Consider the following 16,585-nt stretch of genomic DNA (forward strand, 5'->3'; position numbering starts at 1 on the left):
CCCTTCCCACGCACTGACGCGCGCGGGCCCCTTCCCTCTCCCAAGGGGAGAGGGAGATTCACCGCGCTTCATCCATCAGCGCGCGCATCCGCCGAACCACCGGCGCCAACCCGTCGAAGATCGCCTCGCCGATCAGGAAATGGCCGATATTGAGCTCGCGGACCTGCGCGATCGCGGCGATCGGCACGACATTGTCGAAGGTCAGGCCGTGGCCGGCATGCGCTTCGATCCCGTTCTTGGCGGCGAGCGCGGCGGCATCGGCGATTCGGCGCAGTTCGGCGGCGCGTTCGTCGCCGTCCAGCTCGCAATAGCGGCCGGTATGGATCTCGACCACCGGCGCGCCGAGGCTCATTGCCGCCTCGATCTGACGCGGATCGGGCTCGATGAACAGCGACACGCGGATATTGGCCGCACCCAGGGCACGAACCATCGGCGCCAGGTGATTGTGCTGGCCGGCGGCGTCGAGTCCGCCTTCGGTCGTCCGCTCCTCGCGCTTTTCGGGGACGATGCAGGCGGCATGCGGGCGATGACGCAGCGCGATCTCGAGCATCTCATCGGTCGCGGCCATTTCGAGGTTGAGCGGGATCGGCAGCTCGGCCGACAGCCGCGCGATATCCTCGTCGGTGATGTGACGGCGATCCTCGCGCAGGTGCGCGGTGATTCCGTCGGCGCCCGCGTCGGCCGCAAGCAAGGCGGCGCGCACGGGGTCCGGATAGCCCGAGCCGCGCGCGTTGCGGACGGTCGCGACATGGTCGATATTGACGCCCAGGCGCAGGCGTTCGGATGGTAAACCGCTCATCTGGCGCCCCAGATACGGGCCCGCTTCGAGGCGCGCAACGCCATGTCGCTGCGAAAATCGACTCCCGCGCTTGAAGATTGCGACGCGAGCGGCGTATAGGCCCGGGCCAGACGGGCCAAACCCGCGACTGACCGGGCCGCTGCCGCGGCTCAAATGCTTTGAACAGGGTGACGCGACAATATGCGCTTTATCGGTGTGAAAACTGCGATGCTGGCGGCGGGGCTGATGCTCGCCGGCGCCGGCCAGGCCGCGCCACAGGCGCCCGCGGCACCGCCGCCCGCGACCGCCGCGACTCCGGCAGCGTCGACCGCGGCTCCGGCTGCGACCGCTGCCACGACGGCGGGGGTCAAGGCGACTCCGGCCGCAGCGACACCGGCCGCGAACGATCCGCTGCTGTCGATGGATGGCGCGCCGCCGATGAAGCCGACCGCCGGTATCGGCCAGCCGGTCGATCGGGAGATCGGCCTGCAGCCGCAGGTGACCAAGAATGGCGAACGCGCCGCCCGTTTCCACAATCATTGGCTTGTGCCGACGATCACGGCGATCTCGATCCTCGTCCTCGTTCTGCTGCTGTTGGTGATGGTGCGGTTCAACCGGCGGTCGAACCCGACGCCGTCCAAGACCGCGCACAACACCCTGATCGAGGTGGTCTGGACGCTCGTACCGGTGCTTATCCTGGTCGTCCTCGCGATCCCGTCGATCGGCTTGCTCCAGGCGCAATTCAATCCGCCGCCAAAGAACGCCATCACCCTCAAGGTGACCGGCAACCAATGGTATTGGACCTATAGCTATCCGGACAATGGCGGGTTCGAGATCACCTCCAACCTGCTAAAGGAAAAGGATGAGGTCGCTCCGGGCGAGCGCGCCCGCACCGATGAGGACGGTCCCCGCCTGCTGGCGGTCGACAATCGCGTCGTGCTGCCGGTCGGGGTGCCGATCCGCCTCCAGACCACTTCGGCCGACGTGATCCACTCATGGGCGATCCCGGCCTTCTGGATCAAGCTCGACGCCGTTCCGGGCCGCCTTAACGAAACCAGCTTCACGATCGAGAAGCCGGGCCTCTATTTCGGCCAGTGCTCGGAATTGTGCGGTCCCAAGCATGCCTACATGCCGATCGCCGTCGAAGCGGTTCCGCTCGACGTCTACAATAAATGGGTAGTCGCCAAGGGCGGCAAGGTCGCCGGTGCCGCCGAGCCGGCAGCGGCTGCGCCTGCCGACGCGAATGCCTCGGCTCCGGCCGACGCCAATGCGACCGCTCCCGCGGGTCCGACCGCCGGCAACGCCGCAACGCCGGCGCCCGTTACGAATCAAGCCGCCACCGCCAACCCGGCGGGTGCCGGCAACACCGGAAACTGATCAATGAGCGATATTGCCCTCACGCCCAACGCCTTCGAGGCGCATCATGGCGGCCACGAGCATCATCATGACGCGGACCACAAGCCGGGCTTCTTCGCCCGCTGGTTCATGTCGACCAACCACAAGGACATCGGGACGCTGTACCTGATCTTCGCGATCACCGCGGGGATCATCGGCGGCGCGATTTCGGGCCTGATGCGCGCCGAACTGATGCATCCGGGCATCCAGTTCCTCGGCCAATGGGCCAATACGCTCAACCACATCCGTGGCGGCGGCGACGTCAACATGGACCAGGCGCGCCACCTGTGGAACGTGCTGGTGACGGCACACGGCCTGATCATGGTGTTCTTTATGGTCATGCCGGCGATGATCGGCGGGTTCGGCAACTGGTTCGTTCCGCTGATGATCGGTGCGCCGGACATGGCGTTCCCGCGCATGAACAACATCTCGTTCTGGCTGCTGATCCCCAGCTTCACCCTGCTCCTCGCCTCGCCGTTCTTCGGCGGCGCGGACGGCGGCGCGGGGACCGGCTGGACGGTCTATGCGCCGCTCTCGACGCAGGAGGCAGGGCCGTCGGTCGACATGGCGATCCTGTCGCTGCACCTGGCGGGCGCGAGTTCGATCCTGGGCGCGATCAACTTCATCACCACCATCTTCAACATGCGCGCGCCGGGCATGACCCTGCACAAGATGCCGCTGTTCGTGTGGTCGGTGCTGGTCACCGCGTTCCTGCTGCTGCTGGCGCTGCCGGTGCTCGCCGCCGCGATCACCATGCTGCTGACCGACCGCAATTTCGGCACGACCTTCTTCCAGGCCGAAGGCGGCGGCGACCCGATTCTCTACCAGCACCTGTTCTGGTTCTTCGGTCACCCCGAGGTGTACATCATGATCCTGCCGGGCTTCGGCATGATCAGCCAGATCATCGCGACCTTCTCCAAGAAGCCCGTGTTCGGCTATCTCGGCATGGCGTACGCGATGGTCGCGATCGGCGTGGTCGGGTTCATCGTGTGGGCGCACCACATGTTCACCACCGGCCTCAGTGTAAACACCAAGATGTACTTCACCGCCGCGACGATGGTGATCGCGGTGCCGACCGGCATCAAGATCTTCTCGTGGATCGCGACGATGTGGGGCGGCTCGATGAGCTTCAAGACCCCGATGGTCTGGGCGCTCGGCTTCATCTTCATGTTCACCGTCGGCGGCGTGACCGGCGTCGTCCTCGCCAATGGCGGCGTCGACGATTACATGCAGGACACCTATTACGTGGTGGCGCACTTCCACTACGTGCTGAGCCTCGGCGCGGTGTTCTCGCTGTTCGCGGGCTTCTATTACTGGTTCCCGAAAATGTCGGGCCGGATGTACAACGAGTTCCTCGGCCACCTGCACTTCTGGGTGTTCTTCATCGGCGTGAACGTGCTGTTCTTCCCGATGCACTTCCTGGGCCTGCAGGGCATGCCGCGGCGCTATCCGGACTATCCGAACGCGTTCGAGCATTTCAACACGGTGGCGACCGTCGGCTATATGATCATGGTCGCGGGCATGGTGATCTTCTTCATCAACCTGATCTGGTCGCTGGTCGCGGGCAAGAAGGCGCCGAACAACCCGTGGGGCGAAGGTGCGACCACGCTCGAATGGACGCTGTCGAGCCCGCCGCCGTTCCACCAGTTCGAGACGCTGCCCGTCATAGACGGGGGTGATTCCCATCATCATTGATCGGTATTGATCCGGCAACGGAGCGCCCCGGAAGTTTCCGGGGCGTTTTCGTTTCGGCGCAGCGGCTTTGCATGTCGCCGCGAGCCGCTTATAGGCCCCTCAACCCATGACGACCGAGACGATCGCTCTTCCCGCCGACTGGCGTGATTTCCTGGCGCTGACCAAGCCCCGGGTGATGACGCTCGTCGTCTTTACCGGTCTGTGCGGCATGCTCGCGGCACCTGTCGCGATCCACCCGGTGATCGGCTTCACCGCCATCCTGTGCATCGCGCTCGGCGCGGGCGCGGCAGGGGCGCTCAACCAATGGTATGAAGCCGATATCGACGCCAAGATGAAGCGCACGCGCGGGCGCCCGTTGCCGGCTGGGCGGATGAGCCGCGACTCGGCACTGCACTTCGGTGTCGGGCTGGGCGTCTTCTCGGTGCTGCTGATGGGGCTCGCGACCAATCTGCTCGCGGCGGGCATTCTGACCGCATCGATCCTGTTCTACGTCTTCATTTACACGATCTGGCTCAAGCCGCGGACGCCGCAAAATATTGTCATCGGCGGCGCCGCCGGAGCCTTTCCGCCGCTGATCGGCTGGGCGGCGGCGACCGGCAGCCTCGCGCCATTGCCGCTGCTGTTGTTCGCGCTCGTGTTCCTGTGGACTCCGCCGCATTTCTGGGCGCTCGCGCTGTTCGTGAAGACCGATTACGCCAATGCCGGCATTCCGATGCTGCCCGTGGTGGCAGGCGAACGGCCGACCCGCCTCCAGATCGGGCTCTACACCATCCCGATGGCGGTGGCCGCCGTGGCACCCTGGCCACTCGGCCTGACCGGCGCGATCTACGGCTGGGTTGCGGCGGTGGCGACGGCGTGGTTCGCGCTGCTCGCCGCACAGGTTACATTCCGCACCACCGGCGCTGGCGATCGCATGCGTCCCGAAAAACGGCTGTTCGCTTATTCGGTCGCCTATCTCTTCATCCTGTTTGGCGCGGTCGTCGTCGATCGGTGGCTGGCATGACCCCCGACCAACAGCGACTCGCGGCGCAGCGCCGCAATGCGCGCGCCCTCGCGCTGGTGCTGGGCATGCTGGTGATCCTGATCTTCGCGCTCGCGATCGCCAAGATCGGGCTTGGTTGGTCACACGGGTGATGGCGATGCAGCGAACGACACGGACAGCGATTTTGGCGGCGATCGGCGTATGTTGCTCGACCGGCCTCGCCTGGGCCAGCGTGCCGCTCTATCGCATATTCTGCCAGGCGACGGGCCTGAACGGCACCACCGGACGGGCGTTGCGGGCGCCCGGTGCGGTCGACGGCAAGGTCACGGTTGCGTTCGACACCAACGTCGCGCCGGGCTTCAAATGGAATTTCAAGCCCGAGAACGAGTCGGAGACGATCGATATCGGCGCGCGCGACATGGCGTTCTTCGATGCGACCAACACGTCGAACCAGACGCTGACGGGCACGGCGACATTCAACGTCACCCCGGCGCAGGCGGGGATATATTTCAAGAAAATCCAGTGCTTCTGCTTCACCCAGCAGACGCTCAAGCCCGGCGAGACGCAACGCATGCCGGTGATCTTCTTCGTCGATCCGGCGATCCTCAAGGATCCGGACGCGCGCGATATCCAGACCATCACGCTCAGCTATACGTTTTACCCGGTAGATTCCGCGAAAACGTCAAGCTAGAGGCCTAAACAAACCAGTCTAACGGGGACCGACATGGCCGGCGCCAAGAACCACGATTACCATATCCTGCAACCCGATCCCTGGCCGCTGATCGGTTCGATGTCCGCGCTGGCGCTGGCGTCGGGCGGCATCATGTGGATGAAAGGCGCGCATTACGGCTCGCTACTGTTCGGGTTCGGCCTGATCTGTGTGCTGTTCACGATGTTCTCGTGGTGGTCGAACGTCATCAAGGAAGCGCATCAGGGTGATCATACCCCGGTGGTGCAACTCCATCTGCGCTACGGCATGGTGCTGTTCATCGCCTCCGAAGTGATGTTCTTCGTCGGCTGGTTCTGGGCGTTCTTCGACTTCTCGCTCTTCCCCGCGCCGGTCGTGTGGGACGCTGCGAGCAAGACGGCGAGCCTCGCGACCGAGAATGTCGCCGCCGCCTCGGTCTGGCCGCCCAAGGGCATCGAGGTCATCAACGCCTTCCAGTTCCCGCTGCTCAACACGATCATCCTGCTGCTCTCGGGCACCACGGTGACTTGGGCGCACCATGCGCTGATCCACAATCAGCGCGGCGGCGCGATGAAGGGCCTGTGGGGCCTGATCGGCGTCGGCGAGAACGACGGCGTCAAGAAGGGCTTGTGGCTGACGATCGTGCTCGGCGTGCTGTTCAGCTCGATCCAGGCCTACGAATATTCGGAGGCGCCGTTCCCGTTCAAGGGGCTGAATTATGGCGCGTCGTTCTTCATGGCGACCGGCTTCCACGGCTTCCACGTGCTGATCGGCACGATCTTCCTGACCATCAACCTGATCCGCGCGTACAAGGGCGACTTCACGCCGAAGCAGCATTTCGGCTTCGAGGCGGCTGCCTGGTACTGGCATTTCGTCGACGTCGTGTGGCTGTTCCTGTTCGTCACCATCTATGTCTGGGGCGGCTGGGGCGCACCCGTCCACGCCGGCTGATGACGGAGACGCGACCCGACGGGGGCGCTGCGCCCGCCGCGGTCGCGCCGGTTGAGGTCGCGCTGAAGGGTTTGTGTCCGCGATGCGGCAAGCCGACCCTGTTCGCCAGCTGGATACGATTCGCCGATAGCTGCCGCGCCTGCGGACTCGATTTTTCGACGTTCAACGTTGGCGACGGCCCGGCCGCGTTGCTGATCCTGGTTCTGGGTGGTGCGATCGTGGCGGCGGCAATCACACTCGAATTGTCGGTGTCGCCGCCCTTCTGGGTCCATCTGCTCATTTGGATTCCGGTGACGGCGATCGCCGTACTGGGAGCGTTACGCGTTTCGAAGGCAGGGCTGCTCGCGCTGGAATATCGCAACAAGGCGCGCGAATATCGCAGTGAGGGCCCGCGATGAAGCGCTTCCCGGTCGTCGCGACCATCCTGGTCGTGCTCGCGGCGGCGACAATGATCGGACTCGGCGTCTGGCAATTGCAGCGCCGTCAGCAGAAGCTCGCCGAGCTCGCGACCCTCGCTGCCAATCCGTCCAAACCGGTGATCGCCTTTCCCAGCCCGTCGATCGGCGACGATTTGCTCTTCCGCAAGGCCTGGGCATTCTGCCTGAAACCCGTCAGTTTCGCGCTCGATGGTGCGGGCAAGGCCGGTTTCCGCGTCATCGCGCGGTGCGCGACCGGGGCGGAAGGGCCGGGCTTCTCGGTTCAGCTGGGCACGACGCACGATCCGGAGTTCAAGCCGCGCTGGGCCGGCGGCAAGGTCAGCGGGATGATCAGTCACGCGCCGTCGGATCGACCGCTGATCGCCAGCCTGTTCGGAAAATCGGCGCCCCGGCCATTGCTCCTGGTCGCCGACACGCCGGCGGCCGGACTGACCGCCAATGAGATGCCCAGCATCGAATCGATCCCCAACAACCATCTCGCTTATGCAGTGCAATGGTTCCTGTTCGCCGGGGTCGCGGTGATCATCTATCTGCTGGCGCTGCGCCGCCGCGCGCGTAAGGGGTGAACATGCACTATGTGAGTACGCGCGGGGCCGCCCCCGCGCTCGATTTTCGTGAGGTCACGCTGGCCGGGTTGGCGAATGACGGCGGGCTTTACATCCCCGAGACATGGCCGTCGCTGAGCCGCGACGAGATCGCCGGTCTCGCCGGATTGTCCTATGTCGAAACCGCGGTCCGGGTGATGGCGCCGTTCGTCGGCGACGCGTTGACCGAGGACGAACTGCGCGATTTGTGCAGCCGGGCCTATGGCCGATTCTCGCATGACGCGGTGACGCCTCTGGTCCAGCTCGACCATCACCATTGGCTGCTCGAGCTCTTCCACGGTCCGACCCTGGCGTTCAAGGACATCGCGTTGCAACTGCTCGGCTTGCTGTTCGAGCGTTTTCTCCAGGGCACCGATCAGAAGCTGACCATCGTCGGCGCGACCAGTGGGGATACCGGATCGGCGGCGATCGACGCGGTCGCGGGTCGCACCGGGGTCGAGATCTTCATGCTTCACCCCAAGGGCCGCGTGTCCGACGTGCAGCGCCGCCAGATGACCACCGTGCTGGCGCCCAACGTCCACAACATCGCGATCGAAGGCAGTTTCGACGACGCCCAGGCGATGGTGAAGGCGATGTTCAACGCCAATGCGGCCGGGACCGGGCCGCTTGTGCATCTGACCCTGTCGGCGGTCAATTCGATCAACTGGGCGCGGCTGATGGCGCAGGTGGTCTATTATTTCTATTCGGCCGTGCGGCTCGGCGCGCCCGAGCGCGCGATCGCCTTTTCGGTGCCGACGGGCAATTTCGGCGACGTGTTCGCGGGCTATGTCGCGGCCAGGATGGGGCTGCCGGTCGCGAACCTGATCGTCGCGACCAATGTCAACGACATCCTCCACCGCGCTCTGTCGAGCGGCGATTATTCCGCCGCCAGCGTCGTGGCGACGCCGACCCCGTCGATGGACATCCAGGTCAGCTCGAACTTCGAACGACTGCTGTTCGACGTCGGCGGGCGCGACGGCGCGGCGATGGCGGCGCAGATGGCGGGGTTCGAGGCGTCCAAGGCGATGCGGCTGACCAACCAGCAGCGCGAGGGCGCCGCGCATCTGTTGTCGAGCGCGCGGATCGACCTCGACGACATGGCGCTGGCGATGCGCTGGGCGTACGAGCGGGCGGGGCAGGTGATCGACCCGCATACCGCGATCGCCCTCGGCGCGGCGCGGCAGGCGGGTATCGACGCGCCGATCGTCACCCTGGCGACCGCGCATCCGGCCAAGTTCGGCGACGCGGTCGAGCGCGCGACTGGCGTACGCCCGGTGCTGCCGGCGCGCGTCGGGGATTTGTTCGAGCGTGAGGAGCGCTATGAGACGCTGCCGGCGACGTTCGAGGCGGTGACCGACTATATCGCGAAGACGGCGGCTTGATGAACAGACCCTCACCCTTCCGCGGCTGCGCCGCTCCCTCCCTCTCCCAATGGGAGAGGGAAGGGGCCCATCGCGCCAGCGATGGGAAGGGTGAGGGTGTCTCGAGAGACATCCCATGAACCTCCTCACCATGATCGGCGAGCCCTGGGCCGATTACGGCCTGGTCGACTCCGGCCACGGCCGCAAGCTCGAACGCTATGGCCGCTTCCGCTTCATCCGCCCCGAACCGCAAGCGATGTGGGCGCCGGCCAATGCCGACTGGAAGGCCGATGCCGAGTTCATTCCCGGATCGGACGAGGAAGGCGGCGGGCGCTGGCAGTATAGCGGTCAGGTGCCGCGCGACGGTTGGCCGATGAAGTGGGACGATGTCGCCTTCACCGCGCAGACCATGCCGTTTCGTCATCTCGGCTTCTTCCCCGACATGGCGCCGGTATGGACCTGGATGCGCGAACGGCTGGCCGGGCTCGACGATGCCGAGGCACTCAACCTGTTCGGATACACCGGGGTCGGGACGCTGGCGTTGGCGTCCAGGGGCGTGAAGATGGTCCATGTCGACGCCTCGAAGAAATCGGTCGAGGGCGCGCGGGCCAATGCGCGGCTGGCGGGGTTCGACGACCGGCCGGTGCGCTGGATGGTCGATGACGCAACCAAGTTCGCCGCGCGCGAGGTGCGGCGCGGGCGGCGGTACGACGGCATCCTGCTCGATCCGCCCAAATTCGGACGCGGGCCGGAGGGCGAGGTGTGGCGGCTGGAAGAAGGCCTGCCGGGCCTCATCCAGGACTGCCGACAATTGCTCGACCACAAGTCGCGCTTTCTGTTCCTGACCGTCTACGCCGTGCGCATGTCGGCGCTGGCGATCGGTGAACTCGTCAGCCAGGCCTTTTCCGATCTCCCGGGCAAGGTCGAGGCGGGCGAACTCGCGGTGCGCGAGGAAGCGCGCGGCCTGTTGCTTCCGACCGCGATCTGGGCGCGCTGGAGTCGATGAGCAGCCGAGGCTGGTCCGCGGCGATCAGCCGCGGATCGGCGGTCGCCGTCCTGCCCAAGGCCTTGCTTGCTCCAGCTCGAAGGCCAGTTCCAGCAACGCCGCTTCACCACCGACCGGCGCGCCGAACTGGGCGCCAATCGGCAGGCCCGCCGTCGACCACGCGCCGGGCACGCTCATCGCCGGCGCGCCGACCACATTGTACGGCGTGGTATAGCCCACATAGCGGGTAAGGCGCTCGGCCATCGTCTCGACCGGTAGATCGGGGGCGAGCCAACCGATCTCGGGCGGCGGTAGCGAGAGGACGGGCGACAGGATCATATCGAATTGGCCGAGCCACGCGTCATAGACGCCGCGCAGCGAGGTGAGGTACGCGACGGCCTGGTCGACCGCCCCTTCCGGCGCTCCGGCGATGATCGCCGCCATGGCGAGGCTGAACGGTTCGACCTCGTCGGGTCCGGGGCTGTGGCCGAGCAGTCGGCCATCCTCGGCTAGCAGATTAGCGGCGCCCTGCGACCAGGTCAGCAGGAATGCGTCGGACATGCCGACGATCGCTTCTGGCCAGGCGGTTGGTTCCACGTGATGGCCGAGATCGCCGAGCAGCGCCGCCATGCCTTCGATCGCGGTCGCGACTTCGGGATCGGGCGACTGGCCGGACACGCTGTCGAGCACCAGGCCGATGCGCAGTCGCCGCGTCGACGGCCCGGTTATCAGTCCGACCGGCGGCAGGCCCGAATCCTTGGCCTCGACCGCGGCGAGCAGAGTGGCGCTGTCGCGAACACTGCGCGAGACGCACAGCTGGACACTGAGCGGCATCGGGAAATGGCCGGGATCGGTCGCCAGGGTACGGTCGCGCGACGTCTTGAGCCCGAACAGGCCGCAGCAGGAGGCCGGGATGCGGATCGAGCCGCCGCCGTCGCTGGCATGCGCGAACGGCACGACATGGGCAGCGGTCGCGGCCGCTGCCCCGCCCGAGGAGCCGCCCGCCGATCGCGCCGGATCCCAGGGGTTGCGCGTCGGCCCGAACGCCAGCGGTTCGGTGGTCGGCAGAAAACCGTGTTCAGGCGTCGCGCTCTTGCCGATCGGGTTGAGCCCGGTCGCCAGCATGCCGTTGATCAGCGCGGCTTGCCGGGTCGCTGTTGCTGCCCCAGCTGTCGCGCGCGTGCCCATCCGCGTCGGCAGTCCGACGAAATCGTCGAGATCCTTGATCAGGTAGGGAACGCCGGCGAACGCGCCATCGCCGAGCGGGCCACGCGCCCGAGCCCTTGCACGCTCGAAATCATCGGACACCAGGAAATTGAGCTTCGGGTCGAGCGCCTCGGCGCGCGCAATCGCCGCGTCCACGACCTCGAGCACGGACACCGCGCCCGATCGGATGGCCGCGGCCGTTTCGGTAGCATCCCAATCGGCCATCTCCGTCACGCTCATGCGGCTCCACTCCTGTCTATCGTTACCGCGATGTGTGGCGCGGATCAGAAGGGCAGGCAACGACCTCGCTACCCGTTTCGAGGTCGTCAGGCCGAGCTAAGATGCGGCCGGTTTTCCACCGCTCGGCGATCATGCTATCGTCCGCCGACATTGCTGGGAGCGGCTCAATGCATCGGTTTCTGAGCACCTTGACCATCCTGTTGGCGGCGACATTGGCTGTCCTCCCTCGCACCGCTTTCGCTCAGCGCGCGGGCACGCTCATCGCCGCGCAACCCGTTGGGGACGCTCCCGCCAATATGCGCGCCTGGCGGATCGAATATTGGACGAGCGGGGATCGCAACCAGCCGATTCGGGTAACCGGGATGGTCATCGCGCCCAGGAACCGCTCCACTGCCGGTCCGCGGCGCGTGATCGCCTGGACGCACGGCCTGATCGGCATCGCAAAGCGCTGCGCGCCATCGCTGGGCAACACCAATTTCACGCTGATCCCGGCGCTCGATGACGTCGTTCGCCGGGGCTATACCGTCGTGGCGCCCGATTATCCGGGGCTCGGATCCGACATGGTTCATCCCGTGCTGGTCGGCGCCAGCGAGGGCAAGTCGACGCTCGACGCCGTCCGTGCCGCGCGGAGCATCCCCGAGGCCGATGCCGGCTCGCGCTTCGCAGTTTGGGGCGAGTCACAAGGCGGCCATGCCGCGCTGTGGGCCGGGCAGCTGTGGTCGAGCTACGCTCCCGATCTGCAACTCCTCGGGGTCGCGGCGATCGTGCCGCCGACCGACCTCCACCGCAATTTCAAGGAAGGCAGCGACGCCCGCGTGCGCGCCTTGCTGACAGCCTATACCGCGACCAGTTGGTCGCGATACTACGGTGCGCCGATGTCGACGCTGGGACCGCGCTCGGTCCAGAACGTGATGACTCGGCTGGCCGACAATAATTGCGTCAACTTCGACGCCAAGCCGAAGCTCGGCACGATCATCGGCATCGCTATCGCCCAACGCGCGATCCGCAACCTCGACCTCGGCACCAAACAGCCCTGGGGACGGTTGATGCGCGAAAACAGCCCATCGGCCGCTGCGATCAAGGTGCCGGCGCTGATCGCCACGGGCACCGGCGACACCATCGTCGCGCCGGCGGTAGTACGCGACTTCGCGCGCGCCGCCTGCGCCGCAGGCAAGACTGTGCGCTTCATTTCGGTGCCGGGCGGCGAGCATGGCACCGTCGCCCGTACCGAGGCGGAGGTCACGCTCGGCTGGATCGATGCGCGCTTCGTGGGCGGGCGGGCGCCGAGCAATTGCGGGTCGTTCTGAGCGCCTGTGCGTTCTCCGGCAAGCCCGGCGGCGATCTTCGCGGCGTCTCTTCGGCCGCTAGCGGCGAGGCGCATTAAAGCGGTCTAGCGGAATCGATCAACACTCTTCGTCGATTACGATCTCGACCGATCTCACCTCGGCTTCGTCGATGCTCTGCTTGCCGAAATGCTGTTCGTCCTCGATGTTGATCACGGTCATGAACGTCTTCATTTTCAATATCTTCGCGATCCTATCGCCGGCAACCAAGACTTCGTCGTGGGGCACCGAAGAGTGCTCGCCCTCCGTCTCGGACTTCATCTCGGTACGATGGATGTCCTGGAGCGATAGGGCGCGCAGGATTGCCAAGGAATCGCACGATATCGGCTTACCCAGCCTCAACGACATTACGGTGCAGGATAGCTTGAAGCTGACCTTACCTGACCTCGCCCGATCAAGGATCGTGTCCATCGCGTACGTTGCCCGAGCGACCGAGGGCAAGTTGCCCTCCGTGATCAGATGCCGGAAATCGCGAAAAGCGGCGCAAGCTTTGTATCGGTCGCCTCCGGTAGCGGACGGTCGCCTCCACAATCCGTATCGCGTGTCGACCTTGAGATCGTTGTCCCATTCTTCCTTGTCGAGGATCGTACCGCGGACGATCTTCGGCGCGACGGTGTACACATCGACGCGGCACAGCGTTTCGCCATAGGGCTTAGGCACCGTGTAAAATTCGATCGGCCCATCGTGCAATCCCCTGGCCCGGTCGTCGGCGATCACGTTGCGCCCGACCCGCTGCAACAGCTTTGCGCCGAGTTCGGCGCTGCTGCCTTTTGGCGGCGGCGACGTCGGTTCGGGTATAGGCGTGGCCTCGGACATCGATACCGAAATTGGCTCCGGCCGAGCTGGGTGGGATACGAATGCCCATGTCGAGACCGCTCCCACAGCTACGCCAAGGACCAGAATCGCGATCTTCGGAGTGAGGGATGCGAGGCGCATGATCGGATGCTAACGCCACGGCGTTGGCTCCGCGAGCTAAGATGGCGTCGGCTCGCGTGCTCCGCTACGACGCGCTACCGCGTTCGCACTCGAGAAAGATATTGCTCAGTCCAACCCTGCGCGGATCGCAGCGCCGGCGACGAACGGCGCTCCTGCCACCAGCACCAGGCTGACTGCCGCCAGCAGTTTGAGCGCACCGATGCCGCCATCGAGACTGCCCGCGCCGAAGATCAGCAGCGGGACCGCGAGCGGCAGCAATAGCAAGCCGGCGATCGCGCCGGCGCCGCGCAGCCCAGCGACCAACGCGCCGGTCGCAAGCGCAAGCGCGGCCAGGCCGGGAGTGCCGATCAGCAGGCCGATTTCTACCCGGACCAGCGTCTCGGTGGAGAGATCGAGCAACGCCGCCGCGGGAAGAGCCGCGATCAGAACCGGCGGTGCGAAAGCGAGCCAGTGCGCGATCAGCTTGGCGAAGGCGATCGTCGCGGCGGACTGGCCGCGGGTCAGCAACTGGTCGATCACGCCGCTGGCCATGTCCGGCGCAACCAGGCGCTCGATCGGAATTAGCGCGGCAAGAAGGGCGGCCGCCCACAACACGCCACCGCCGACCCGCGCGAGCAATTTGGCGTCGGGGCCGATCGCGAAAGGAAACAGGATCGCGACGAGCAGGAAGAACGCGACCGGCAGCAAAGCCCCGCCGCCGATCCAGGCCCGACGCAGGTCGCGGGCGATGAGCGAGGCGAGGATCGAGCTCACGCCACGTTATCCAAATGGGGCAGGCTCCGGGAAAGATCGATCGTGATCGCATCGGGCAAAGTGATCGGCGTGTGGCTTGCGACCAGGATCGCGCCGCCCGAGGCGCGATGCGTGGCGATCGCGGTTTCGAGCAAAGAGAGTGCGGCTTTGTCCAACCCGTTGGCCGGCTCGTCGAGCAGCCAGAGCGGTGCCCCGCTGGCGATAATGCGGGCGATCGCGGCGCGGCGGCGCTGGCCGGTCGAAAGCAGGCGGACCGGGATGTCGGCCAGTTCGGCCAGAGCAAGCGCTTCGAGCGCGGCCCCGACCTTGCCGACCGTACCATCCAGCCCCGCCCAGAAAGCGAGCGCGCGGGCCAGCGGCAATTCCTCGTCGAGCGAGGCTTGCTCGGTCAGCAATGCACGCGGCGCGTCGCCGGTGATGCGGCCGGCGGCCGGAGCAAGCAGTCCGGCGGCGAGGCGGATCAGGCTCGACTTGCCGATGCCGTTGGGGCCGGTGACCAGTGCCGCATCACCGGTTCCGAGCGCGAAGGACAGGTCCTCGAACAGCGCGCGGCCGCCGCGAATGCAGGTGACGGAAGAGAAACTCAGCATGCGCGCCCGCCCCGCTCGTACCCCCGCTTTCGCGGGGATGACGACAGGCGAGACGTGGATGATGCGAGAGAGCTCACGCTTCATCCTCCAGCCGGTGCATATCTTCGTCGCTCAGCCCGAAATGGTGCCCGACTTCATGGATCACGATATGCCGCACGAGTGTCGACAGATCTTCGCCATCCTCGATCCATTCGTCGAGAATCGCGCGGCGGTATAGATGGATGCGGTCGGGCATCGCGCCCGATTCCATCGACGATTTCTCGCCGATAGGACGGCCGTGGTAGACGCCGGTCAGATCGAATGGGCTCTCGATATCGAGCGCCTTCAGCGTCTCGTCATCGGCAAAATCCTCGACGATCAGCACGACGTCGCCGAGATGGCGGCGAAACTCGTCGGGCAGCGCCGCGAGCGTGCGGCGTGCGATCGCCTCGATCTCTTGTGCGCTTGGCGCGACATGTGCGCCCTCTTGCCCGCTCATGACGAGCGGCATAGGCCGTTATCCATCGCGGCGGCAAGCAAGGGAGAAGGCGATGGTCGAACAACTGACCGACGAGGAACGGGGTGAGGCGCTCGATGAACTCGACGAATGGGATTATGACGAAGGCCGCGACGCGATCAGCCGCAGCATCACCTTCGCCGATTTCAGCGAGGCGTTCGCGTTCATGACGCGTGTCGCGCTGCTGGCCGAAAAGCACGACCACCATCCCGAATGGTCGAACGTGTGGAACCGCGTCGACATCACCTTGACCACGCACGATGCCGGCGGATTGTCGCATCGCGACATCGCGATGGCGGAAGCGATCGACGAGCTGGTGGATTAGCGACAGTCGCAATCCGTCTAACGGATATCCTCATAGCCCTTGGTGGCGGGCTTGCCGCGGAAGACGATCGAGAAATAATTGAGGAAATAGATGCCGGCGATCTTGGCGAAGCCCTGTTTCTTCATCCGCCTTCCCGAGGTGGGCATCACGAAGCGCGGGGAGAACAGCACCTTGCCCTGCTGCTTGGCGCGCTTGGCGATGTCGACATCCTCACCGTAGAATTCGATCGAGCTGTCGAACCCGCCCATCCGTTCGAGCACGTCCCGCGGGATCGCGAAATTGCCGCCGACCATCATATAACCGGTGATGTTGTAGAGCGGCCGCGCGGCGACGAACCAACCGCTTGAGACCTTGTTGCGCAGGCCGCTGAGGTCGTAAAAACTGTACGGCCCCGACAGGCAGGCCAGATCGTTCCGGTTTTCGAACTGCTCCCAGATCTGCTCGATCCAGCCAGCGGGCGGATGCGTATCGGCATCGACATAGGCCAGGATATCGCCGGAGGCCGACAGGAAGCCGCGCTGGCGTGCCCGGGTAATCCCTTTTTCCGGCTCGAACACATAGGTGACGCCGGGATAGCGCTCGATCACTTCCCGGGTGCGGTCGGTGCTGTTGTTGTCGACGACGATGATTTCAGCCGCCTTGCCGGCGACGTTACGCATTACCGCGTCGAGGCAGGCGGGGAGATATTCCTCCTCGTTATAAGCGGGGATGATCAGGCTGATGGTCGGCCTTCGCTCTGGGGTCACGCCGGGCATGTTTCGCTAGTGCCGCAATATCCGCTTCCTGGCCAGAGCAAGAGCATGGTAAAACCAGAGATATTCGCCGGCTAGGGTCCCGCGC

The 16,585-nt window shown here is 65.6% G+C and carries 19 protein-coding genes; 12 read left to right on the forward strand and 7 right to left on the reverse strand.

Translation table 11 applies throughout. The features are described 5' to 3' along the window. Positions 1-58 precede the first annotated feature (58 nt). Positions 59-799 (reverse strand): pyridoxine 5'-phosphate synthase, encoded by a 741-nt coding sequence (locus Q0L25_RS11250; protein ID WP_296614262.1) that lies wholly within the window; start codon positions 797-799, stop codon positions 59-61. 180 nt (positions 800-979) lie between these two features. Here Q0L25_RS11250 and coxB point away from each other — a divergent pair, with 180 nt between their 5' ends. The 10 genes from coxB to Q0L25_RS11300 all read left to right on the forward strand — a co-directional run bounded on the left by coxB (position 980) and on the right by Q0L25_RS11300 (position 9,877). Beyond that, a complete protein-coding gene (coxB, locus tag Q0L25_RS11255; RefSeq protein ID WP_296614263.1) occupies positions 980-2,155 on the forward strand; it encodes a cytochrome c oxidase subunit II in 1,176 nt (391 codons plus the stop codon). Positions 2,156-2,158: 3 nt separating this feature from the next. Beyond that, on the forward strand, positions 2,159-3,868 hold the full coding sequence (gene ctaD / locus Q0L25_RS11260) for a cytochrome c oxidase subunit I (protein WP_296614266.1): 1,710 nt from the start codon (positions 2,159-2,161) through the stop codon (positions 3,866-3,868). Positions 3,869-3,974: 106 nt separating this feature from the next. Next, complete coding sequence (locus tag Q0L25_RS11265; RefSeq protein WP_296614267.1) at positions 3,975-4,871, forward strand: heme o synthase; 897 nt, start codon at positions 3,975-3,977, stop codon at positions 4,869-4,871. Beyond that, entirely contained in the window at positions 4,868-5,002 is a 135-nt protein-coding gene (locus Q0L25_RS11270; protein ID WP_296614269.1) for a hypothetical protein, read from the forward strand. Before Q0L25_RS11265 ends, Q0L25_RS11270 begins: the two co-directional genes overlap by 4 nt. Continuing rightward, positions 5,002-5,541 (forward strand): cytochrome c oxidase assembly protein, encoded by a 540-nt coding sequence (locus Q0L25_RS11275; RefSeq protein WP_296614270.1) that lies wholly within the window; start codon positions 5,002-5,004, stop codon positions 5,539-5,541. The genes Q0L25_RS11270 and Q0L25_RS11275 overlap by 1 nt, the downstream gene beginning before the upstream one ends. Positions 5,542-5,574: 33 nt before the next feature. Continuing rightward, positions 5,575-6,489: a cytochrome c oxidase subunit 3 gene (locus Q0L25_RS11280; protein ID WP_296614272.1), complete on the forward strand. Its 915-nt coding sequence runs from the start codon at positions 5,575-5,577 to the stop codon at positions 6,487-6,489. Next, the gene (locus Q0L25_RS11285) at positions 6,489-6,887 is read left to right on the forward strand and encodes a DUF983 domain-containing protein (protein WP_296614273.1); all 399 of its coding nucleotides are present in this window, start codon (positions 6,489-6,491) and stop codon (positions 6,885-6,887) included. The genes Q0L25_RS11280 and Q0L25_RS11285 overlap by 1 nt, the downstream gene beginning before the upstream one ends. Continuing rightward, positions 6,884-7,492: an SURF1 family protein gene (locus Q0L25_RS11290; protein WP_296614275.1), complete on the forward strand. Its 609-nt coding sequence runs from the start codon at positions 6,884-6,886 to the stop codon at positions 7,490-7,492. The genes Q0L25_RS11285 and Q0L25_RS11290 overlap by 4 nt, the downstream gene beginning before the upstream one ends. Before the next feature lie 2 nt (positions 7,493-7,494). Further along, the gene (gene thrC / locus Q0L25_RS11295; protein WP_296614276.1) at positions 7,495-8,892 is read left to right on the forward strand and encodes a threonine synthase; all 1,398 of its coding nucleotides are present in this window, start codon (positions 7,495-7,497) and stop codon (positions 8,890-8,892) included. 115 nt (positions 8,893-9,007) lie between these two features. Then, a complete protein-coding gene (locus Q0L25_RS11300) occupies positions 9,008-9,877 on the forward strand; it encodes a class I SAM-dependent methyltransferase (RefSeq protein WP_296614278.1) in 870 nt (289 codons plus the stop codon). A 24-nt stretch (positions 9,878-9,901) separates the two neighbouring features. Here Q0L25_RS11300 and Q0L25_RS11305 read toward each other — a convergent pair whose 3' ends face one another. Then, on the reverse strand, positions 9,902-11,302 hold the full coding sequence (locus tag Q0L25_RS11305; protein WP_296614279.1) for an amidase: 1,401 nt from the start codon (positions 11,300-11,302) through the stop codon (positions 9,902-9,904). Between the two features lie 167 nt (positions 11,303-11,469). Here Q0L25_RS11305 and Q0L25_RS11310 point away from each other — a divergent pair, with 167 nt between their 5' ends. Next, positions 11,470-12,609, forward strand: coding sequence for a lipase family protein (locus tag Q0L25_RS11310; protein ID WP_296614281.1), 1,140 nt, complete (start codon positions 11,470-11,472; stop codon positions 12,607-12,609). 96 nt (positions 12,610-12,705) lie between these two features. On the opposite strand, the gene Q0L25_RS11315 is transcribed toward Q0L25_RS11310, so the two are convergent. The 4 genes from Q0L25_RS11315 to Q0L25_RS11330 form a co-directional block, all read right to left on the reverse strand. Further along, complete coding sequence (locus Q0L25_RS11315) at positions 12,706-13,461, reverse strand: hypothetical protein (protein WP_296614282.1); 756 nt, start codon at positions 13,459-13,461, stop codon at positions 12,706-12,708. Between the two features lie 225 nt (positions 13,462-13,686). Further along, on the reverse strand, positions 13,687-14,334 hold the full coding sequence (locus tag Q0L25_RS11320) for a heme exporter protein CcmB (RefSeq protein ID WP_296614283.1): 648 nt from the start codon (positions 14,332-14,334) through the stop codon (positions 13,687-13,689). Beyond that, positions 14,331-14,924 carry a heme ABC exporter ATP-binding protein CcmA gene (gene ccmA / locus Q0L25_RS11325; protein WP_296615686.1) on the reverse strand — a complete coding sequence of 198 codons (594 nt, stop codon included), beginning with the start codon at positions 14,922-14,924 and terminating at the stop codon, positions 14,331-14,333. The genes Q0L25_RS11320 and ccmA overlap by 4 nt, the downstream gene beginning before the upstream one ends. 73 nt (positions 14,925-14,997) lie before the next feature. Further along, the gene (locus tag Q0L25_RS11330) at positions 14,998-15,402 is read right to left on the reverse strand and encodes a metallopeptidase family protein (RefSeq protein WP_296614285.1); all 405 of its coding nucleotides are present in this window, start codon (positions 15,400-15,402) and stop codon (positions 14,998-15,000) included. Between Q0L25_RS11330 and Q0L25_RS11335 the strand changes: the two genes are divergently transcribed. Further along, positions 15,401-15,745 carry a 4a-hydroxytetrahydrobiopterin dehydratase gene (locus tag Q0L25_RS11335; RefSeq protein WP_296614287.1) on the forward strand — a complete coding sequence of 115 codons (345 nt, stop codon included), beginning with the start codon at positions 15,401-15,403 and terminating at the stop codon, positions 15,743-15,745. The two genes, Q0L25_RS11330 and Q0L25_RS11335, sit on opposite strands and share 2 nt — an antisense overlap. A gap of 17 nt (positions 15,746-15,762) precedes the next feature. Here the strand turns inward: Q0L25_RS11335 and Q0L25_RS11340 are convergent, their stop codons facing one another. Further along, positions 15,763-16,500 (reverse strand): glycosyltransferase, encoded by a 738-nt coding sequence (locus tag Q0L25_RS11340; protein ID WP_296614289.1) that lies wholly within the window; start codon positions 16,498-16,500, stop codon positions 15,763-15,765. Positions 16,501-16,585 lie beyond the last annotated feature (85 nt).

Source organism: Sphingomonas sp., assembly GCF_024508665.1.
Classification (GTDB): Bacteria; Pseudomonadota; Alphaproteobacteria; order Sphingomonadales; family Sphingomonadaceae; genus Sphingomonas.